Raw genomic sequence first — 19,857 nt, 5'->3', positions numbered from 1 at the left:
GATGGACAGCACCGCTCGAAGAGGAGACCGACATGAGCCGCGCGAGCACGAGGACCCGACTGACCGCCGTCCGACTCGCGGAGCCGGACCGCCGCCGAGAGGACGTGCTCGCGGTCGAGGAGCCGCTCGAGATCCGCGTGGGGGGCCGCCGGTTCAGCGTGACGATGCGCACCCCGGGCGAGGACTTCGACCTGGTCGCGGGCTTCCTGGTCTCGGAGGGGGTGCTCACCGCGACCGACCAGCTCGCAGCGCTGCGCTACTGCGCCAGCGGCTCGGGTCCGGGCGAGAACACGTACAACGTGGTCGACGCGACCGTGCGCGGCGGGCGCGCGGCGGTGCTCCTGGAGCGGGAGCGATCGGTGTACACGAGCAGCTCGTGCGGGGTCTGCGGGCTCGCGTCGCTGGACGCGGTGACGACGGAGTCGGCGTGGACCGTCGACGAGGACGGGGTGAGGGCGTCCACCGATCTGCTCGCCTCGCTGCCGGACCGGCTCCGGGACGCGCAGGCGCTCTTCGAGCGGACCGGCGGTGTGCACGCGGCGGGGCTGTTCGCGGCCGACGGCTCGCTGCTCTGCCTCCGCGAGGACGTGGGACGGCACAACGCGGTCGACAAGGTGGTGGGCTGGGGTCTGCGCGAGGGGCGGCTCCCGCTGCGCGGGACGCTGCTGCAGGTGTCGGGGCGCGCGTCGTTCGAACTGGTGCAGAAGGCCGTGATGGCGGGGATCCCGTTGCTCGCGGCGGTCGGGGCGCCGTCGTCGCTGGCCGTGGATCTGGCGCGGCGAGCGGGTCTGACGCTGATCGGCTTCAGCCGCGGATCCGGCTTCAACGTCTACTCGGGCGAGGAGCGGGTGCTGGAGCCCTCGCGCTGACGGGACGGGACCCGGTGCCCGGGTCCCGTCCCCCTCCTCAGCTGCGGGCGCCGAGTCCGAGGTACTCGCCCAGGCGGTACTCGAGGTCGAGCCCGACCTTCTCGGCGAGGGCCTGGCCTGCGGCGGCCCGCGCGGCGACGGCGGGCGAGCTCATCGACCGCCAGAACTCGCGGTAGGCGGCGACGAGATCGGCGTCCGGCGGGAGGGTGGCCCGGTTGATCTGCTCCTTCGCCGCAGCCAGCGCTGAGCGGTCGAAGGAGGCCAGGCGGGCGACGATGCCGTCGACGAACGCGTCGAGCTCGGCGTCGGGGAGGGCCCGGGTCACCCAGCCCCACTTCTCCGCGGTGGCCGCGTCGTAGTCGTCACTGGTGAGGATCGCCTCGAGGGCGCGGTCGCGCCCGATCGTGCGAGGCAGGCGCTCACTGCCGCCGCCACCGGGGAGGATCCCCGAGCCCACCTCGGGCTGACCGAAGAACGCCTGCTCGAGGCTCGCGTAGCGCAGATCGAGCGCAAGGGCGAGCTCGTCGCCTCCGCCGCGGGTGCGGCCCCGGATGAGGGCGATGGTCACGTAGGAGGCCTTCGACAGGTCGAGGACCAGCTGCGTCCAGAGACCGGCGGCGCTCTCGTCCTCCGGCGGTGCGAAGTCGACCGCGGCGGCGAGGTCGAAGTGGTTGTAGAAGAAGTCGGGCACGGCGCTGTCGAACACCACGACCTGGATGTCGGAGTCGTGGGAGAGCTGCTCGACGATCTCGGCGAGGCGCTGCACGGTCTCGCCGACGACGAGGTTCACGGGCGGGTTGGCGAAGGTGATCCGGGCGACCTGCGGCGAGGTGCGCTCGAAGGCGATGGTGGAGCTCATGCGGAGGATCCTTGTCTGTGCGGAGGGTGGTCGGAGGAGCGGCGGGAGCAGGCGCGGCGGGGCGGCGCCCGCTCCCTCGGCTCACTCCTGGACGGAGGGGAGGACGACGCCGTCGGAGACGTACGTCAGCGCCGCGGTGACGTCGTAGGCGTGGACCGCCGAGACGTGCGGGGCGAGGAGGTCCGAGAGCGTGCGGGCGGCGTCGCCGGTGAGGAACTCCTCCCGTGCGCTCTCGTCGGCGAAGCCGAGGATCAGCGCGGCGTGCAGGTGCTGATCGGCCGGATTGTCGTGGGCCACGTCCGGCGTGTCCCAGGTCTTCTCCGTCCAGGGGAGGAAGACCTGCGTGCGGAGCTCGCGGAGCACGCGGGTCGCGACGAGCGCCGGCACCAGCTCCTTCTTGACGAAGCGGTGGAACGCGACCGTCCCCTCGCCGTCGCGGCGGCGCAGGTGGACGTAGAGGCGCGCTCCGGGCCGCTCACCCGGGGCGACGTCGTACCAGCGGGAGGTCCCGGGAGGGCCGGCGTAGAGCAGGGTGCGGCGGAAGATGTTCACCTCGTCCTCGAAGGCGAGCGCCGTCTGCGCGCGTCCGGCGAGAGGCGAGAGGGCGTTCTCGAAGGTCACCTCGGCCAGTCCGTCGACCCTGCGGTCCGCGGGGATCGCCGTCTCGACGCCGTCCGTCGCGGGCCAGCGGCCCGGGTTCTCCTCGGCGAGATGGATCTGGCGGTACTCCGACAGGCCCGGAGTGGCGGCGATGATCCCGGAGTGCGGTCCGCGCCAGCGGTCCATCCCCGCCGATCGGGGCCTGTCCTGCCGCATCCAGAGCAGGATCGAGGTGCTGAAGTGCTTCGACACAGGGGGCTTCGTCGTGGTCATGACCGTCTCCCGGCTCAGGCGGACAGGAACTTCACGGCGACCGGGGCGAACGTCTCCCAGTACTGGAAGATCCCGCCGTGGCCGGAGTTCGGGTAGATGACGAGCTCGGACCCGGCGATGCGCCTGTGCAGATCGCGGGACAGCACCGACGGCACCATGCGGTCGTTGTCGCCGTTGGCGATGAGGGTCGGCTGGGTGATGATCGAGAGGTCCGACGGGGCGGAGCGGCCGAACCGCTGGATCGCCTTGAGCTGGGTGGTGAAGGCCTTGTTGCTGATCTTCTCGTCGCGATCCACCGTGCGCTCCTTCAGGCGTCCGACGAACTCCTTCGCCGCCTTCTTGCCGGCGGCGTCGCGGTTGAAGAAGAGGAACTCCTTGATGTCGGAGCGGGCGAGGACCGAGCGGACGAGGTCGTAGTAGGTGACTCCCACGACCTTGTCCATGTCCTTCCCGCCGCGAGGGCCGGTGCCGGTGAGCACCAGCCTGCGCACCAGCTCGGGGTGCTTCACGACGACGTCCTGGGCGATCATGCCGCCCATCGAGAACGAGAAGATGTCGATCGTGTCGTAGCCGAGGCCGCGGATGAAGGCGTACGCATCGTCGGCCGCCTCCTCGATCGTGCCCGGAACGGTGCCGCCGGACGCGCCGACGCCCTGCTGGTCGAAGGTGATCACGCGGCGGTTCTGCGCGATCGCATCGACGATGCGCGGGTCCCAGTTGTCGAGGGTCGCGGCCAGGTGCACGAAGAAGACGACGGGGACCGTCTCCTCCGGGCCGAGCTCGCGGTACGCGAAGGTCTTGCCGTGCGTGGTGATGCTCTTCGCGGGGGCGAGTGCGTAGGACGTGATGACGGGGTCTGCGGTGCTCATGGTGGGTGCTCCTTCTGGAACGGTCGCGCGGGGAGGGGTGGGGGTCAGAGGCCGAGGACGACGGTCTTGCCGCGGGCGCGGGACGAGTGCAGCGACTCCATCGCGGCGGGCGTCTCGTGGAAGGGGAACGTCGCTCCGACGACCGGGCGCAGGGCCCCGGCGTCGACGAGCTCGGTGATGCGGTCCAGCTGCTCGCCGCTGGCGCGCATGAAGAGGAACTCGTAGCCCACCCCCAGGTTCTTCGCCTGCCCGCGGATCTTGCGGCTGAGAGCGGCGACCGCGAGGCGCAGCACCGGGTTCATGCCGCTCGCCTTCGCGAAGGCGGGGTCGGGCGGGCCGGAGACGCCGACGGCCCTCCCCCCGCGCCGGAGGACCCGGAGCGACTTCTCGAGGTTCTCGCCGCCGAGACTGTCGAGCACGAGGTCGTACCCGGAGAGCTCCTGCTCGAAGTCCTGCGAGCGGTAGTCGAGGACGACGTCGGCACCCAGCTCCCGGACGAAGTCGGCGTTGGCGGCGGAGGCCGTCGTCGCGACATGCGCGCCGAGGTGCTTCGCGAGCTGGATCGCGATGCTGCCCAGGCCTCCGGAGCCGGCGTGGATCAGCACCTTCTGACCGGGCTGGACCCGCCCCCTCTCGACGAGCGCCTGCCAGGCGGTCAGCGCGACCAGGGGCAGGGAGGCGGCGTCGACGGCGCTGATCGAGGACGGGGCGCGGGCCACGTCGGCCTCGTCGATCGCGATCCGCTCGGCGAAGGTGCCGATGCGGTGGTCGCGGGGGCGGGCGTAGACGTTGTCGCCGACCTGCACCCGGCGCACCTCGGAACCCACGCGCAGGACCGTGCCGGCGACGTCGTGCCCGAGGACGAACGGCGTCTTGTACGGGAGGAGCGTCGTGAACTCCCCCGCCCGGATCTTCTCGTCGAGCTGGTTGAGGCCGGCGGCCGCGACCTGCACGAGGACGTCGCGGGGGCCGACGACGGGCTCGGCGACGTCGGTCTCGTGGAGGGGCTGCTTGTAGGCGTCGAGGACGAATGCTCGCATGGGGGTGTCTCCTGGTGAGGTGTGCGGGCCGCGGATCAGCGGCGGAGGAAGGTCCGGACGGCGTCGAGGACGGCGAGCCGGTTCTGGGGCACCGCTCCGTGGCCGGAGTCGGAGAAGACGATCACGAGAGCGTCGTCGAAGCGGCGGCGCAGCGGTTCGGTGTTCTCGGGCGGGACCATGCGGTCGGCATCGCCGTGCAGGATCAGCGCGGGCTGGGGGAACGTGCGTCCGGGTGCCGGCTGCCCGCCCCAGCGCTTCACCGCCTGCAGCTGGGCGCGGAGGACACCGAGCGGGACCGGACGGTCGCGGTCGGCCCGACGGCGCTTCAGCCGCGCGTCGTGCTCGACCGCCGCCCGGCGACCGACCGGAGTGCGGGTGAAGAAGAGCAGAGCCGTGGGGTCGGTGGCGGTCAGCGCCCCTCGCAGGATGGTGCGGACCATCACGCCGGTCATCCGGGTGAGGCCAGGCCCGCCCTCCGGGCCGGTCGACGCGAGGACCACGCGGTCGACGAGGGCCGGAGCCCGCTCGAGGACCGCCTGCGCGACCATCCCGCCCATCGACTGGCCGAAGAGGTCGATCCGCTCGAGCCCCAGCGCCCCGACCGCGGCGATGAGGTCGTCGGCCGCCTCCTCGAAGGACCGTCGCACCCCGCCGCCCGAGCCGCCCACCCCGCGGTACCCGATCAGCAGGACCCGGCGCTCGGCGGCCAGCGGGTCGACGACCTCCGGGTCCCAGCTGTCGAGATTGGCGCCGAGGCGGGTGAGGGCGACGAGCGGAGGCACTCCGTCGCGGGCGGTGCCGAGGTCGCGGTACACGACGTCCTCGCCGCGCACGCGCAGTCGGCGCGTCGGTGCATCGAGGAAGGACGCCCGTCCCGCCTCCGCGTTCGATGACCCTGCCATGTCGATCCGGTCTCCTGTCCGATCCGGCGGCGGGAGGTGCTCCTCCCCGCTCGTCCGAGTAGACTCAAGCATGAGCACACTCAGTAATTTTGTCAAGGAGGAGTCGCATGGGTTCCGAGGAGAAGCCGCCGGGCCGTCGTGAGCGGGCGAAGGAGGACAAGCAGCGCCGCATCGAGCAGGCGGCGCGCGCGCTCTTCGCCGAGCGGGGAGTGGGCGGAGTGACCACCCAGCAGATCGCCGACCGCGCCGACGTGGCGATCGGCACGCTCTACCTCTACGCCGCGACGAAGGCCGAGCTGCTGATCATGGTGCAGAACCGGAAGTTCGGAGCGGCCATCGACGACGGGCTCGCCGCCGCCCGGGCGCCGGCGAGAGACGCCCTCGAGAGGGTCCTCGCCCTGATCACGCCCGTCGTCGCCTGCGTCCGCGAGCATCCGGAGAACGGGCGGATCTATCTGCACGAGCTCGTGTCCGGCGACCCGGAGGAGGAGCACCGCCGCGAAGGCCTGGCCCTGTCGCAGCGGCTCGAGGAGGGGGTGGGCGGCATCCTGCGCCGGGACAGCAGGATCGACCGGCTCGATGCGGCGATCCGCGCCCGCGTGATCACGTCCGTCATCCACGTGACGACGACGGCGACCCTCCACCTCGGCGATCCGCTGCCGGCCCTCCTCGCGCACCTCCGCCGCCAGATCGCCGTCGTGGTGCCGGGCCGGGGCGAGAGCCGTCTCGAGAGGGAGCGGTCGGTCCGGGAGCCGTGATCGCCGGGGCGAGCAAGGGCAGGACGAGCGGAGAACCGGTCAGAGCAGTCCGACGCGCTCCACCGGGATCCGCGGTGCGGGCCCGACGTTCCGGAGCGGACGGGCGCAGCTCCGTCCCCAGCGGCGAGCCGACCGGGTCGGAGGCGTGGCCCGGAGTCGTGTGCCGGCGATTTCCGGCGGGCCCACGGGAAGCTGCCGTCGGGCCTCCCGCCCGGTACCGCCTGTCTGATTCGTCGTCCTGTCCGCAACCGAGGTCGGCAGGGCTTGCCGAGTCGATTCGGGTCGTCGGAGCAGCTCCTGACCTCGGTCGCGGACCGCTCGGCCTGCAGAACTCAGGCGGAGAGCGGAGCGAGAACTGCGTCCTGGTGACCGGGCTCTCGAAGGACGAGTCCCCCTCCCCTGCGTGGTGACCGAGTCGGCGGCGGGCAGCCGACGTCGACCACCTCGCACGCCGACCGCGGGTCCTGGAGCGGCGCAGCGGCTAGACGACCGACAAGGACTGCCGGGCGATCTCGAGTTCCTCGTTGGTGGGGATGACGAGGACGGCGACGCGGGAGTCGTCGGTCGAGATGCGGCGGGCTCCGCGGTCGCGGGCCGCGTTGCGCTCGGGGTCGAGCTCGATGCCGAGGCCCTCGAGGCCGCGGAGGGCGCCGGCGCGGACCGCGGGGACGTTCTCGCCGACTCCGGCGGTGAAGACGATCGCGTCGACGCGGCCGAGCTGGGCGTAGTACGCGCCGATGTAGTGGCGGAGGCGGTGGTAGTAGACCTCGAGGGCGGCGGCGGCCTTCTCGTCGCCGGCCTCCGACGCCTCCTGCACGTCGCGCATGTCTCCGCGGCCGGAGAGGCCCAGGAGACCGCTGCGGCGGTTGAGGACCGCGTCGAGCTCGTCGATCGAGAGGCCCGCCTTGCGGGCGAGGTGGAAGACGACCGCCGGGTCGAGGTCACCGGAGCGAGTGCCCATGACGAGCCCCTCGAGCGGGGTCATGCCCATGGAGGTCTCGACCGAGGCTCCGCCGTCGACCGCGCAGACCGACGCGCCGTTCCCGAGGTGGAGGACGATCGTCGTGAGATCGGAGCGGCGGCGGCCGAGGTAGGCGGCGGCGGCCTCGGACACGAACTTGTGCGACGTGCCGTGGAAGCCGTAACGGCGGATGCGGTGCTTGTCGGCGAGCTCGGCCGGGATCGCGTACGTCGACGCCTCGGGCGGCAGCGTGTGGTGGAACGCGGTGTCGAAGACGGCGACGTGCGGCACGTCGGGGAACGCCTTCTGCGCGGCTTCGATGCCCTCGAGGTTCGCCGGGTTGTGCAGGGGGGCGAGGTCGGAGAGGTCCTCGATGTTGATCTTGACGAGGTCGGTGACGACGGTCGCCTCGTAGAAGCGCTTGCCGCCGTGCACGACGCGGTGCCCGACCGCGACGGGCGGGAACTCCGACAGGCTCGGCCCGTTCTCGTCGAAGGCGCGGATCATGGCGTCGAACCCGGCCGTGTGGTCCGGGATCGGGCCCTCGATCTCGATGCTCTCGCCGTCGCGGGTGTGCTTCGTGCGACCCGTCTCCTCGCCGATCCGCTCGACGAGGCCGCTCGCGAGCGTCTCCTCCGTCGTCATCTCGATGAGCTGGTACTTGAACGACGACGAACCGCTGTTGACGACGAGGACGACGGACATGAGGGGACTCCTGGGGGTCGGGGTCGGAGGGGCGGCGACGTGGGTGGCGTCAGCGCACGACGGGGATGGCGGAGGTGGGCGGCACGATCGCCTGCGTCGCGGCCTGGATGGCCGTGATCGCGACGGTGTTGACGATGTCCTGGACGAGGGCGCCGCGGCTGAGGTCGTTGACGGGCTTGCGGAGGCCCTGCAGGACGGGGCCGATCGCGACTGCTCCGGCCGAGCGCTGGACCGCCTTGTAGGTGTTGTTGCCCGTGTTGAGGTCCGGGAAGATGAACACGGTGGCGCGGCCGGCGACCTGCGAGCCGGGCATCTTCGAGGCGGCGACCGCCGCGTCCGCTGCCGCGTCGTACTGGATCGGACCCTCGACCAGCAGGTCGGGACGGCGCTCGCGCACCAGCGCCGTCGCGGCGCGCACCTTCTCGACGTCGGCTCCGGCCCCGCTCTCGCCGGTGGAGTACGAGAGCATCGCGATGCGCGGGTCGATGCCGAACTGCTGCGCGGTCTCGGCCGAGGAGATCGCGATGTCGGCCAGCTGCGCCTCGGTGGGATCGGGGTTCACCGCGCAGTCGCCGTAGACGAGCACGCGGTCGGCGAGCGCCATCAGGAAGACGCTCGAGACCACCGAGACGCCGGGGCTGGTCTTGATGATCTCGAAGCCGGGGCGGATGGTGTGCGCCGTCGTGTGCGCGGCGCCCGAGACCATGCCGTCGGCGAGGCCGAGCTGCACCATCATCGTGCCGAAGTACGAGACGTCGGTGACGGTGTCGAAGGCGTGGTCGTAGGTGATGCCCTTGTGCGCGCGGATGCGGGCGTACTCCTCGGCGAACCGCGCGCGGTGCTCGGGATCGAGGACGCTGAGCACGCGTGCGCCGTCGATGTCGACGCCGAGGCCCGCGGCCCGGCCGCGCACCTCCGACTCCTCGCCCAGGATCGTCAGGCGCGCGATGCCGCGCTTGAGCACGGTGGCCGCGGCGCGCAGGATGCGGTCGTCGCCGCCCTCGGGCAGCACGATGTGGCGGTCGGCGATGCGGGCGCGCTCGATGAGCCCGTACTCGAACATGAGCGGCGTGACGACGTCGGACCGCCCGACGTCGAGCAGGGTCAGCAGCTCGACCGCGTCGATCGCCTCCTCGAAGAGGGCGAGGGAGGTGTCGCGCTTGCGCGGCGAGTCGGCGGCGAGGCGGCCGCGGGCGGCGGTGACGCGCACGGCGGTGTCGTACGTGCCGAGCTCGGTCATGATGATCGGCAGCGGGGTGTCGACGCCCTCGATCAGGCGGACGATCGGCTCGGGCAGCTCGAAGCCGCCGTTGAGGATGATCGCCGAGACGGTCGGGAAGTTGCCGGAGGCGTGCGCCATGATCACCGCGAGCACGACCTCGGGCCGGTCGCCCGGGACGATGACGACGCCGCCCTCCATGAGTCGCGGGAGCACGTTGACCATCGACATGCCGGCGACGACGACGCCGAGCGCCTCGCGGCCGAGCAGCTCGGGGTCGCCGGCGACGACGACCCCGTCGACCGCCTCGACGAGCCGGGACACGCTGGGCGCGACGAGGAACGGATCCTCGCGGATGGCCCAGACGGGGACGCCCGCCGGCAGTCCCCCGCGGATCGCCTCGACGGCGGAGGTGGCGGTGGCGGGATCAGCGCGGTTGGCGACCACTCCGATGAGCGTGGCGTGCGCGGTGCGCAGCTCGACCGCGGCGAGCTCGGTGATCTGCCGCATCTCCTCCGGGGTGCGCGCGGGCGCCTGGCCCAGCTGCTCGCTCCGGGACACGTCGCGCCCGGTGAGCACCAGCAGGACGGGGGCGCCGAGGTTGGCGGCGATGCGGGCGTTGTAGCCCAGCTCGGTGGGGCTGCCGACGTCGGTGTAGTCGGAGCCGAGGATCACGACGGCGTCGCACTGCGCCTCGACGCCCTTGTAGCGCTCGACGATGCGCGAGAGGGCGGCCTCGCCGTCGGCGTGCACGTCCTCGTAGGTCACGCCGATGCAGTCGTCGTAGGCGAGACCGGAGTCGGAGTGGCCGAGCAGCATCTCGAGCACGTAGTCGGGCTCGGAGGTGGAGCGGGCGATAGGGCGGAAGACGCCCACCCGCTGCACCTGGCTGCTGAGCATGTCGAGGACGCCGAGGGCGACCGTGGACTTGCCGGAGTGACCTTCAGCGGACGAGATGTAGATGCTCTGGACCATCGGAGCCACCCTACCGACGGTGCCCGCGGCGAGACTGGGCAGTCGCTCCAGGATGGGAGAGCGTGCACGCGAGGCGGGCTGGGGAGGAGCCGTGCGGGTCCCGTTAACGGAGGAAGACCCCCCGCGCACCCGCCAGAGCCCGGTTACCCTTGCTGCGTTTCCGCCCTGGGGGAGTTGGCCTGGATGGCGCCACGCGGGGAGCCGGGAGACAGTCTAACCCGATCCGCGGGAGGTGACGAGCGCCCCGTGGTCTGCAGCAGGCCTCGGTTCCGTGTAGTGTGCATGAGGTCGCGATCACGGTCGCGCCTGGAGGATTCGCCTAGTGGCCTATGGCGCACGCTTGGAAAGCGTGTTGGGTGAAAGCCCTCGGGGGTTCGAATCCCCCATCCTCCGCCGAACGGTGTCCGTCGCTCTCGCCAGCACGGGCACCGTTCTCCTTTTCCCGGGGGGCCGGTGTCGAGGGTCGGAACCTCGTCAGCGGGCCGTGCGGATCAGCGGGCGATGCGGACGAGCCACTCCTCGAGCAGCGTCCGCTCGGCGTCGCTCAGGACGTCGACCGAGCCCAGCGCCGCACGCAGGGCGACCGCGTGGGCGACGAGGGCGCGGGCCGCGGGATCGGTGGGTCCCGCCTCCGACGTCGTGATCGCCGCGAGGACCGCCTCGCGGGAGCGCGAGGACAGGTCGTCGTCGCCGTCGTGGCCGGCGGTGAGCGTCAGAGTGCAGCCGAGGGCCGCGGACTGGAGCAGCCGGGCGGCGTGCTCGACATCGACGGTGAGCCGTCCGGCCTCCGCGACGGCGCGGACGTGCGCGAGCAGCGCTCCGAGGGACAGGCGCGCGGCCTCCGACTCCTCCCCCGGGCGGGCGGTGAACATCAGCGCGTAGACGTGCGGCTGCGCGAGTCCGAAGGCGACGTGCTGGTCCCAGGCGGCGCGGAGGGCGTCGACGGGATCCTCCGGGGCGTCGCCGCGCTCGAACTCGGCCACGGCGTCGGCGACACCCGCGGCGACGACGGAGTCGAGCAGTCCGCGGAGGTCGCCGAAGGTGCGGTAGATGGTGGGCGCCTGGACGCCGGCCGCCGAGCTGATCGCGCGGGTCGAGACGGCGTCGCGGCCTCCCTCGGCCAGCAGCTCGGCGGTCGCCCGGAGGATGCGGTCTCGGGTGCTGAGGCTCTCGGTCACGAGGAGTGACGCTAACACGCGGACGTTAGCGGGGTGCTCCGGCGCGGGTCGATCTCGATACGCGCGCTGCGCGCGCTCCTCGATCAGCAGGTGGTGCCCGCAGGGCCGCCACCCCCTGGAGGGGCGCCCGCAGGGCCGCCGCCCGCCCTCGTCGAAGGCGCCCACAGGGCCGCCGCCGCTGACGGGGTCGGCTGCAAGGCGGACGAGGAAGCGATACCGGCGGTATCGCGACCGAGGACAACGCCGCAGACGGCCCCGGCAGCGGCGGCGGCGGCCCCGTCAGCGGCGGCGGCGGGCGGTGCCGAAGATGCCTCGGACGACCTCGCGGAGCAGGGTCTTGCCGACCGAGGACCCGAGGACCTGTTCGACGACGCCCTTGTCGGCGCGGGAGGTGCGGCTGCGGGTAGTCGGCGCGGTGCGGCGGCGGGTGCGCTCGGCGGCGGCGTCGGCGCGGCGCTCGGCGGCCGCGCGCTCCTTCTCGCGGCGGGCCCGCTCCTTCGCGAGGCGGGCCTCCTCCTCGGCGCGCTCCTCGGCGGCGAGGCGCTCCTCCTCCGCGTCGGCGGCGGCGTCGAGCCGACGGGTGAGGATCTCGCGGGCGGAGTCGCGGTCGAGCGGGGTGCCGTAGCGCGCGAGCAGCGGGGAGCGCTGCACGCTCGCCTCCCGCTCCGACTCCGGGGTCGGCGACATCGAGCCCTGCGGTGCGCGCAGGCGCGTCCAGGCGACCGGGGTGGGGGCTCCGCGCTCGTTCATGACCGTCACGATCGCCTCGCCGATCGGCAGTGCCTGGAGCGTCTCGCCGAGGTCGTAGTCCGACTCCGGGTACGTGGACACGGTGGCTCTCAGCGCCTTCGCGTCGTCGGGCGTGTGGGAGCGCAGCTGGTGCTGGATGCGCGAGCCGAGCTGCGCGAGGACGTCGCCCGGGACGTCCTTGGGCGTCTGCGTGACGAAGACGATGCCGACCCCCTTCGAGCGGATGAGGCGCACGGTCTGGGTGATCGCCGCGAGGAAGTCCTTCGAGGCGTCGCGGAAGAGCAGATGCGCCTCGTCGAAGAAGAAGACGAGCTTCGGGCGGTCGAGGTCGCCCACCTCGGGCAGGTCGTTGAAGAGGTCGGCGAGCAGCCACATCAGGAACGTCGAGAAGAGCGCGGGCCGGTCCGCGACTCCGGGGACCTCGAGCAGGCTCACGACGCCGCGGCCGTCGGCGGTGGTGCGGAGGAACTCGGCGGTGTCGATCTCGGGCTCGCCGAAGAACACGTCGGCGCCCTGGTCGGCGAACGCGATGAGCTCGCGGAGGATGACGCCCGCGGTGGCCTTGGACAGACCGCCCAGCTCGGCGAGCTCCCCCTTGCCCTCGTCGCCGACGAGGTAGGTGAGCACGGCGCGGAGGTCCGACAGGTCGACCAGCGGGAGGCCCTCGCCCTCGGCGTAGTGGAAGACGAGGCCGAGGCTCGACTCCTGGGTCGCGTTCAGACCCAGGACCTTCGACAGCAGCAGCGGGCCGAACCCGGTGACGGTCGCGCGCACGGGGACGCCCGTGCCGATACCGCCCAGGGCGAAGAACTCGGCGGGAGACGCGTCGGCCCGCCACTCCTGGCCGATGGTTCGGGTGCGGGCGAGGAGCTTCTCGTCGGCGGTGCCGGGGGTCGCGAGACCCGAGAGGTCGCCCTTGATGTCGGCGGCGAACACCGGGACTCCGGCGGCCGAGAGCTGCTCGGCGAGGACCTGCAGCGTCTTGGTCTTGCCGGTGCCGGTCGCGCCCACGACGAGACCGTGGCGGTTGAGCATGCCGAGCGGCAGGCGGACGGGGACGTCGGGACGGGCCTCGCCGTTGACGAGGGCGCCGAGCTCGAGGACCGGTCCGGCGAAGGCGTAGCCGGCGCGGACGGCGTCGACGGACGATTCGGCGAGGGGGCCCGGGGCCGCCGGAACCGCCTCGGGAGCCGCGTCGCCCTGCACCGCCTCGACGAACCGGACGTCGTCGACGACCGCGCTGGCCTCCTCCGGACCCGAGACGGCGCCCAGAGCCGCGGCGGCCGCCTCGGCGCGCTCGAGGGCCCGAGCCGCCTCGGCCTGCAGTGCGCGGGCGGCCTCGAGTGCCGCTCGCGCCTCGTCCCTCGCCGAGGCGAGCCCGTCGTCGTTGGTCATGCGCTCAGCCTAGGGTCGCGTGTCCTCGCGGACGTGCCAGGCCTGGCCGTACCCGCCCTCCTCGATCGGGCGCGCCATCAGCTCGAGGAACGGAGCCGCGTCGAACGCCTCGGGACCGAGCACCCCCGCGCCCGACCAGGCGCCGGTGGCGAGCATCTCGAGGGCCACGACGGGGTTCAGCGCCGTCTGCCAGACCACGCACTGGGCGCCGTACTCGGCCATCGTCCACTCGTTGTCGCTCACGTGGTAGAGGTACACCTCGCGGTGGGCGCCGTCCTTCGCGCCGCTGACCCACAGGCCCGCGCAGGTCTTGCCGGTCATGCGGGGGCCGATGCCCGCGGGGTCGGGCAGTGCGGCCGCGACCACGTCGCGCGGAGCGACCATCACGGGGCCCTCCGAGGAGCGCACCCGGATCGGCTCGACGCCGTCCAGGCCCAGCAGGTGCAGAGTGCGCAGGACGCCGATGAACTGCTCGCCGAGCCCGTACTTGAAGGTGACCCGCTTCGCCTCGAGCCAGCGCGGCATGAGGAGCACCTCCTCGTGCTCGACGTTGACGCACTCGACGGGGCCGATGCCCTCGGGGAACTCGAACACCTCGGGCTCGGAGAAGGGCGGCGTGGTGAACCAGCCCCGTCCCTCCTCGTAGACCACCGGCGGGTTCAGGCACTCCTCGATCGTCGTCCAGATCGAGAAGGAGGGAGCGAAGACCTCGGCCCCGCTCTCGTCGCGCACCACGAGGTTCGCGCCGTCGCGCACGCCCAGCTCGTCGATCTCGTCGAAGAGGTGGTCGGACGCGTAGCGGGCGAAGACGTCCGAGAGGCCGGGCTCGACGCCCATGCCGACGAGGGCGAGCCGCCCGCGCGACTCCCACTCCCCCGCCGCCTCGAACTGCTCGTCGCCGAGCTTGACCCCCGTCTGCGCGTGCGGCTCGTCGGGGTGCGGGCGCGACAGGCTCATGGCCATGTCGACGTAGTCCGCTCCGGCGGCGAGCGCTCCGGCGAAGATCGTCGGCACGAATTTGGGCTCGACGGCGTTCATCACGTGGGTGGCGCCGTGAGCGCGCGCCACGGTCTCGACGCTCTCGGCGTCGGAGGCGTCGATGCGGGCGGCGACGAAGCGGTCCTCGACTCCCTCGACGCCGTGGCGCTCGGCGATCCAGGCGACGGTGCGCTCGGCCCGGGCGAGCTCGTAGTCGCAGACGATGATCTGCTCGAAGAAGGTGCGACGGGCGGCGATCCGGGCGAAGGCGTCGCCGACGCCGCCGGCGCCGACCAGGAGGATTCTCATGCCTCCAACGTAGCGACGGATCACGTCGTCCACCACGTCGATGGCCGCTGAGAACATCGCTGATGCGGCCCGTGGGCCACCGATTCCGTCACTCCGGCGCCCCCGCGCCCCGCTCGAGCAGGCGGATGAAGCGCGACAGCCGCTCGAGTCCGACGAGCGACGTGGGCAGCGAGGCGGCGAGCGCCGGCGAGTGCACGAGGTAGGCCGCCCACTTCGCGCGGGAGATCGCCACGTTCAGCCGATTGGGCAGGAGGAGGAACTCGAGCCCGCGCGGGACGTCGGCGCCCGAGGACGCCGCGAGGGAGACGATCGCGACCACCGCCTCGCGTCCCTGGAAGAGATCGACGGTGCCCACGGCCGTCTCGTCGAGCCCCGCCGCGTCGAGGGCGGCGCGCAGCAGGCCGCCCTGCGCGTTGTAGGGCGCGACCACGATCACATCGGCCGCGGTGAGGCTCCGCTCGCCGTGCTCGTCGACCCAGGTGCGGCCGATCATCGACCGGGCGATCTCGACGACGCGACGGGCCTCGTCGGGCGAGGACGTGGTGTCGCCGGCGTGCACGACCGGGACGGAGTGCAGGCCCGGCCTGACGCCCTCGAGGCGGCGCTCCTCCGGCGCCCGCGACGTCAGGGCGCCCTCGTAGGACAGCTCGGACACGGCGGCGGCGAGCTCGGGGTGCATCCGGTAGGTCTGCGCGAGGAAGTAGCCGTACTCGGCGGGCAGCACGTCGTGGCCGTCGGCCAGCCAGCCGAGCGCCGACTCGTCCACCGGCTCGGGGTGCGAGCCCTGGCTGACCTGGGGCAGCTGCTGCGGATCGCCGAGGAGCAGGAGGCGCTCGGCCGCGACCGCGCTCGCGATCGTGGGCGCGAGCGAGAACTGGCCCGCCTCGTCGACGACGAGCAGGTCGAGGGAGCGGCGGGGCACCGTGCCCGCGTTCGCGAAGGTCCACGCGGTGCCGCCGACGACGCAGCCCCCGCCCTCCGCGAGCACCGCGGCGAGCGCCGCTCCGTTCTTCACGGGCGCCCAGGCGACCGCCTCGAGCGCCTCGGCCGAGGTGCCGCCCTTGGGCACCTTCGCGACGCGCGACGGATCGACTCCCCGGCCCACGACCGCCGTGAGCACGTTCTCGACGACGGAGTGGGACTGACCCACGACGCCGACGCGCCAGCCGTGCTCGCGCACGAGCCGCGCGATGACGTGCGAGCCGACGTAGGTCTTGCCGGTGCCGGGCGGGCCCTGCACCGCGAGGGTGGCCCGGTCGAGCCCGAGCAGGGTCTCGACGACGGCTCCGATCACGTCGTCGCCGTCGACCGGGGCGACCGCGGCGGGCGGCGTCCGCCGCAGCACGTCGAGCGCGGGGTCGGGCAGGAGCTCGGGCAGCGCGTCGAGCACGTCGCGACCCCACTCCGCGATCGCCTCGGGCTGCGGGGCCGCCCGCGGCGGCGGCGCGGGCGCCAGCGCGACGGGGGTGTCGTCGTGCGGGTCCTCCCCCGCCCTCAGCCCCTCCTTGAGCAGGAGGACGATGCGCTCGCCGTCGTCGTCGACCGCGAGGATCTCGGACCGGTCGGACGCGCCGCGCAGCCCGGGTCCGGGCGACGGCGCTCCGGGCGGCGGCGGGGCGTCGTAGACGAGGTAGGGCGAGGATCCGGTGCCGAGCCTGCTCCCCGGCGCGAGTCGGCCGAGGATCCGCAGCTCGCGCGACTGCGTGCGCGCCTTCGGGAGCTTCGACCAGTCGCGGACGACCTCGACCCGGTCGATCATCACGACGTCGCGGACGTCGGCCCATTCGTCGAGGGGCTGGCGGAGGCGGTCGAAGTGCTCCTGCCAGAAGGTCTTGGCCTCGCGGCGGTGGTAGTCGATCGCCGCGCCCGCGAGGGCCAGGGCGGTCTGGTCGGCGGTCCGCTCCCACGGCTCGACGCCCGCCACCTGCTCGAGCAGGGCGACGGCCGTCGGATCGGGCTCGCGCGGCACCGGGAGATCGATCTCGACGAGCGGCAGGGGCTCGTCGCGGGGCGGCGCGAGCGACAGCAGCCAGTCGCGCAGGCGCAGGGTCGAGCGGCAGTCGTAGGCGTTGTAGTCGGCGACGAGATCGAGCTCGCGCTGACCCTTCACGGGATCGTCGGCGAACGCGGCGCGCGCCTTCACGTAGACGTCGATGCTGTCGGCCGCGTTCGTCACTCCGGAGGCGTCGCGCTGCTCGGACCCCATGTAGAGGGGCTCGAGCTTCTTGATGGAGTAGCTGCGCGAGCCCACCCGGAGCCCCCGCCGCACCACCGGGTAGAGGTCGACGAGCACGCCGTCGCGCAGCAGCTGGTCGACCTCCTCCTCGCCGACGCCGTGGCGCAGGGCGAGCGAGAGCAGGTGCGTGCGCTCGTAGGACGCGTAGTGGTAGACGTGCATCCGGGGGTAGCGGGAGCGGCGCTCGCGCAGGAACGCGAGGAAGTCGACGAGCGCCCGCCGCTCGGCGCCGAGGTCGTGCGCCCAGAAGGCCGTGAACTCCTCCTGGTCGTCGACCATGCCGAACAGGTAGTCGAGGCCCCACTCGCGGTTGTCCTCGGTGTGCAGCGGGTCGCCCTCGAAGTCGAAGAAGAGGTCGCCCGGGTCGGGAGCGGGCAGGGCGGCGAGCACGGAGGCGTCGACGACCTCGACGGCGGGCACCGGCGAGGACTCGGACAGCACCTGGAGGCGCGCCTGCGCCCGGAGGGCGTCGAGGGTGCCGGCCCCCATCCCCGGGACCGGGCCGTCGTGCTCGGCGAGCGCGTCGAGGGTCGAGACCCCGGCCGCCACCAGCTTCGCCCGCTGGTCGAGCCGCATCCCGGCGACGAGGATCGGATCGCGGTGCCCCTGCACCTCGGGAGCGCAGACGGGGCAGCGTCCGCACGCCGCGTAGCGGGGGTCGCCCCAGGCGAGCGGCTCGTCGGCCGCCACCCGCTCGTCCAGCACCGCGCGCAGGCGCGCCCGCTGCACGCGCTGCACCGGCGCGATGGACGCCAGCTCGTGGCTGGTGACCGTGCCGTCCCCGAGCACGAGGTGCACCTGCTCGCCGACGCGGATCCCGCGGGCGCTCATCTGCTCGGCGTAGGCGGCCAGCTGAAGCAGCGCCGGGATCTTGGCGTGCCGGGCGAGCTTGGTGTCGTAGACCTCGTACGCGCCGTCGGCGGTGCGGAGGAGGAAGTCGGAGAAGCCGATGAACGCGCCGTCGAAGAACGTGGCCTGGAACAGGACGTCGACGCCGGCGCGCATCGCCTCGACGGCGGCGTCGGCCGCGGCCGCGTACCCCGCGGGCTCGGGCCGCTCGAACTCGAGGACGTCGTGGGTGCGCTTGAGCTCGGCCAGGAAGCGGTGCTCGTGCTCGTCGCCGAGGACGGCGGTGCGGTCGAGCATCGCGTCGACCACGGGGTCCAGCCGCGGCGACCGGCCCAGCATCGCGTCGAAGCGCCGGAGCACCGCCCACTCGCAGGCCGCCCAGTTCGAGAGGTCGGTGGGGCTCGTGACCACTCGGCCGGCCTCCAGGTACATGCGACTCCCTCCGTGCCGCCGGGCGGCGGACGCCTCCAGGCTAGGGCGACCCTCCGACACCGGGTCGTGGGAGGGTGGACGGGTGACCAGGACGCGCTTCGAGATCATCCCGTCCGACGACATCGCCGAGCGGGCCCGCCGCGCGTTCGCCGAGCCGCCCGCGATCACCCTGACCGTCACGAGCCTCCCGCAGCACGGCACCGAGCGGACGCTGGATGCGGCCGTCGAGCTCGCCGCACTCGGCTTCCGGGTGGTTCCGCATCTCGCCGCGCGCAACGTCGAAGGGCGCCCGGCCCTCGAGCGGGCGCTCGGCCGGCTCGGCGACAGCGGCATCGACGAGGTGTTCGTCGTGTCGGGTGACGCGAAGAAGGCGAGCGGGACCTACTCGACGAGCCTGGAGCTCCTCCGCGACGCCGTCGAGATCACGCCTGACCTGGCCGTCGGCATCGCCGGGTACCCGGAGGGGCACCCGCACCTCTCGGACGAGAGCATCCTGACGCACCTGCGCGAGCGGGCGCCCTTCCTCCGCTCGATCGTCACGCAGATGTGCTTCGACGTCGACGCCGTGGTGCGCTACGCCGACCTTCTCCGGGCGGAGGGCATCGAGGCGGAGCTGTGGGCCGGGGTGCCGGGACCGGTCGAGCGGGCGAAGCTGCTGAGCCTGGGCGCAAGGATCGGCGTGGGCTCCTCGCTGGGGTTCCTGAAGCGGAGCACCTCGGTGGCGGGCGGCCTGCTGCGCGGCCGGCGGTTCGATCCCACCGCCTTCGTCTCCCGACTCGAGGAGGCCGCGGGCGACCGGCTCCACGGGCTGCACGTCTACACGTTCAACGAGCTCGACGGGCTCGCGCCGCTCGGCTCCTGACTAGCGCACGTCCGAGCGCTTCACCCAGATCGGCGGATGCGGCAGCTCGCTCTCGCTGCGCAGTCGCCCGGCGAGCGGCGCCCAGACGACGAGCGCTACTCCGACGCCCAGGAGCAGGCCGCCGATGGTGTCGCTCAGCCAGTGCGCGCCGAGGTACGTGCGGCTGGCCATCATGGCGACGGAGTAGAGGAAGCCCGCGATCCAGACCCAGACCAGCGGGAAGATCAGCGCGAGCACCATCGCGGTCGTCGCCGCGTTCGCCGTGTGGCCGGAGGGGAACGAGCCGTAATCGCTCGTGACCAGCATGTCCTCGGGGCGGGCGCGGCCGACGAGCTCCTTGACGAGCTGCGTCAGGCCGACGCTGACCAGGGCGGCGACCGTGTAGTACAGCGCAGCCCAGCGCCTGCGGAACACGAGCAGGACGGCCACGATGGCCAGCGGGATGACCGCCGTGCCGGTGATGCCCGCGCCGACCGTGTTCATGACGAGGGCCGGGATGTCCCAGACGCTCGAGCGGTGCTCGACGATCTCGTCCATCCATTCGACGTCGAAGCCGAAGGCGGTGGTCGGGCGGTAGGCGATCATGATCGCCAGGATCACCGTGAGGAGCAGGGCGATCGACGCCGAGACGAGCGGCCAGCGACGCGAGACGCGGTGCGCGACCTCCTGCGTGAGGACCTTGGTCGCCGCGGGATCCGCGGACGGGGCGGACGTCCCCATCCGCTCGCGCTGCACCGCGTCGGGGCTCGCGGAGGCGGGCTCGGTCGTCGATCGGTTCTCGCGGTTCACCATCCCGACATCCTCCCCCGCCGGACGTTCACGTGCAGGGGCTTGCGCG

The 19,857-nt window shown here is 72.9% G+C and carries 15 protein-coding genes, 1 tRNA gene and 1 other RNA gene; 4 read left to right on the top strand and 13 right to left on the bottom strand.

The features are described from left to right. The first annotated feature begins 32 nt into the window (after positions 1-32). Positions 33-869 carry a formate dehydrogenase accessory sulfurtransferase FdhD gene (fdhD, locus tag IOC53_RS09940; RefSeq protein WP_207405272.1) on the top strand — a complete coding sequence of 279 codons (837 nt, stop codon included), beginning with the start codon at positions 33-35 and terminating at the stop codon, positions 867-869. Between the two features lie 37 nt (positions 870-906). Here fdhD and IOC53_RS09935 read toward each other — a convergent pair whose 3' ends face one another. The 5 genes from IOC53_RS09935 to IOC53_RS09915 form a co-directional block, all read right to left on the bottom strand. Beyond that, the gene (locus IOC53_RS09935; protein WP_207405270.1) at positions 907-1,728 is read right to left on the bottom strand and encodes an enoyl-CoA hydratase/isomerase family protein; all 822 of its coding nucleotides are present in this window, start codon (positions 1,726-1,728) and stop codon (positions 907-909) included. An 81-nt stretch (positions 1,729-1,809) separates the two neighbouring features. Continuing rightward, entirely contained in the window at positions 1,810-2,601 is a 792-nt protein-coding gene (locus tag IOC53_RS09930; protein ID WP_207405268.1) for a strictosidine synthase, read from the bottom strand. Positions 2,602-2,615: 14 nt separating this feature from the next. Next, on the bottom strand, positions 2,616-3,470 hold the full coding sequence (locus IOC53_RS09925; protein WP_207405266.1) for an alpha/beta fold hydrolase: 855 nt from the start codon (positions 3,468-3,470) through the stop codon (positions 2,616-2,618). Between the two features lie 44 nt (positions 3,471-3,514). After that, positions 3,515-4,510, bottom strand: coding sequence for an NADP-dependent oxidoreductase (locus tag IOC53_RS09920; RefSeq protein ID WP_207405264.1), 996 nt, complete (start codon positions 4,508-4,510; stop codon positions 3,515-3,517). Between the two features lie 35 nt (positions 4,511-4,545). Next, positions 4,546-5,412, bottom strand: a complete 867-nt coding sequence (locus IOC53_RS09915; protein ID WP_207405262.1) for an alpha/beta fold hydrolase — start codon at positions 5,410-5,412, stop codon at positions 4,546-4,548. A gap of 107 nt (positions 5,413-5,519) precedes the next feature. Between IOC53_RS09915 and IOC53_RS09910 the strand changes: the two genes are divergently transcribed. Beyond that, positions 5,520-6,170 (top strand): TetR/AcrR family transcriptional regulator, encoded by a 651-nt coding sequence (locus IOC53_RS09910; RefSeq protein ID WP_207405260.1) that lies wholly within the window; start codon positions 5,520-5,522, stop codon positions 6,168-6,170. A 481-nt stretch (positions 6,171-6,651) separates the two neighbouring features. Here the strand turns inward: IOC53_RS09910 and IOC53_RS09905 are convergent, their stop codons facing one another. The 3 genes from IOC53_RS09905 to ffs all read right to left on the bottom strand — a co-directional run bounded on the left by IOC53_RS09905 (position 6,652) and on the right by ffs (position 10,236). Then, positions 6,652-7,836 (bottom strand): acetate/propionate family kinase, encoded by a 1,185-nt coding sequence (locus IOC53_RS09905; protein ID WP_207405258.1) that lies wholly within the window; start codon positions 7,834-7,836, stop codon positions 6,652-6,654. Positions 7,837-7,885: 49 nt separating this feature from the next. Continuing rightward, the gene (pta, locus tag IOC53_RS09900) at positions 7,886-10,030 is read right to left on the bottom strand and encodes a phosphate acetyltransferase (RefSeq protein ID WP_207405256.1); all 2,145 of its coding nucleotides are present in this window, start codon (positions 10,028-10,030) and stop codon (positions 7,886-7,888) included. A gap of 109 nt (positions 10,031-10,139) precedes the next feature. Continuing rightward, an RNA gene (gene ffs / locus IOC53_RS09895) (signal recognition particle sRNA small type) lies at positions 10,140-10,236 on the bottom strand. A 102-nt stretch (positions 10,237-10,338) separates the two neighbouring features. On the opposite strand from ffs, the gene IOC53_RS09890 reads away from it, so the two are divergent. Continuing rightward, positions 10,339-10,423 (top strand) — tRNA-Ser (locus IOC53_RS09890). A 98-nt stretch (positions 10,424-10,521) separates the two neighbouring features. On the opposite strand, the gene IOC53_RS09885 is transcribed toward IOC53_RS09890, so the two are convergent. The 4 genes from IOC53_RS09885 to IOC53_RS09870 all read right to left on the bottom strand — a co-directional run bounded on the left by IOC53_RS09885 (position 10,522) and on the right by IOC53_RS09870 (position 18,157). Next, positions 10,522-11,208, bottom strand: coding sequence for a TetR/AcrR family transcriptional regulator (locus IOC53_RS09885; RefSeq protein ID WP_207405254.1), 687 nt, complete (start codon positions 11,206-11,208; stop codon positions 10,522-10,524). Between the two features lie 279 nt (positions 11,209-11,487). Then, entirely contained in the window at positions 11,488-13,353 is a 1,866-nt protein-coding gene (locus IOC53_RS09880) for a helicase HerA-like domain-containing protein (RefSeq protein ID WP_207405252.1), read from the bottom strand. Positions 13,354-13,362: 9 nt separating this feature from the next. After that, the gene (locus tag IOC53_RS09875) at positions 13,363-14,640 is read right to left on the bottom strand and encodes a saccharopine dehydrogenase family protein (protein WP_207405250.1); all 1,278 of its coding nucleotides are present in this window, start codon (positions 14,638-14,640) and stop codon (positions 13,363-13,365) included. An 88-nt stretch (positions 14,641-14,728) separates the two neighbouring features. Then, on the bottom strand, positions 14,729-18,157 hold the full coding sequence (locus IOC53_RS09870; protein ID WP_207405248.1) for a bifunctional RecB family nuclease/DEAD/DEAH box helicase: 3,429 nt from the start codon (positions 18,155-18,157) through the stop codon (positions 14,729-14,731). Positions 18,158-18,239: 82 nt separating this feature from the next. Between IOC53_RS09870 and IOC53_RS09865 the strand changes: the two genes are divergently transcribed. Beyond that, positions 18,240-19,019 (top strand): methylenetetrahydrofolate reductase, encoded by a 780-nt coding sequence (locus IOC53_RS09865; RefSeq protein ID WP_207405246.1) that lies wholly within the window; start codon positions 18,240-18,242, stop codon positions 19,017-19,019. Here IOC53_RS09865 and IOC53_RS09860 read toward each other — a convergent pair whose 3' ends face one another. Then, positions 19,020-19,811: a phosphatase PAP2 family protein gene (locus IOC53_RS09860; protein WP_242683158.1), complete on the bottom strand. Its 792-nt coding sequence runs from the start codon at positions 19,809-19,811 to the stop codon at positions 19,020-19,022. Between the last annotated feature and the right edge of the window lie 46 nt (positions 19,812-19,857).

This window comes from Rathayibacter sp. SD072 (assembly GCF_017355185.1).
GTDB lineage: Bacteria > Actinomycetota > Actinomycetes > Actinomycetales > Microbacteriaceae > Rathayibacter.
This window is presented reverse-complemented; position numbering and strand designations above follow the sequence as displayed.

Coding starts and splice junctions, on each gene's coding strand:
- fdhD (WP_207405272.1), top strand. CDS start 33: ATGAGCCGCGCGAGCACGAGGACCCGACTGACCGCCGTCCGACTCGCG.
- IOC53_RS09935 (WP_207405270.1), bottom strand. CDS start 1,728: ATGAGCTCCACCATCGCCTTCGAGCGCACCTCGCCGCAGGTCGCCCGG.
- IOC53_RS09930 (WP_207405268.1), bottom strand. CDS start 2,601: ATGACCACGACGAAGCCCCCTGTGTCGAAGCACTTCAGCACCTCGATC.
- IOC53_RS09925 (WP_207405266.1), bottom strand. CDS start 3,470: ATGAGCACCGCAGACCCCGTCATCACGTCCTACGCACTCGCCCCCGCG.
- IOC53_RS09920 (WP_207405264.1), bottom strand. CDS start 4,510: ATGCGAGCATTCGTCCTCGACGCCTACAAGCAGCCCCTCCACGAGACC.
- IOC53_RS09915 (WP_207405262.1), bottom strand. CDS start 5,412: ATGGCAGGGTCATCGAACGCGGAGGCGGGACGGGCGTCCTTCCTCGAT.
- IOC53_RS09910 (WP_207405260.1), top strand. CDS start 5,520: ATGGGTTCCGAGGAGAAGCCGCCGGGCCGTCGTGAGCGGGCGAAGGAG.
- IOC53_RS09905 (WP_207405258.1), bottom strand. CDS start 7,836: ATGTCCGTCGTCCTCGTCGTCAACAGCGGTTCGTCGTCGTTCAAGTAC.
- pta (WP_207405256.1), bottom strand. CDS start 10,030: ATGGTCCAGAGCATCTACATCTCGTCCGCTGAAGGTCACTCCGGCAAG.
- IOC53_RS09880 (WP_207405252.1), bottom strand. CDS start 13,353: ATGACCAACGACGACGGGCTCGCCTCGGCGAGGGACGAGGCGCGAGCG.
- IOC53_RS09875 (WP_207405250.1), bottom strand. CDS start 14,640: ATGAGAATCCTCCTGGTCGGCGCCGGCGGCGTCGGCGACGCCTTCGCC.
- IOC53_RS09870 (WP_207405248.1), bottom strand. CDS start 18,157: ATGTACCTGGAGGCCGGCCGAGTGGTCACGAGCCCCACCGACCTCTCG.
- IOC53_RS09860 (WP_242683158.1), bottom strand. CDS start 19,811: ATGGTGAACCGCGAGAACCGATCGACGACCGAGCCCGCCTCCGCGAGC.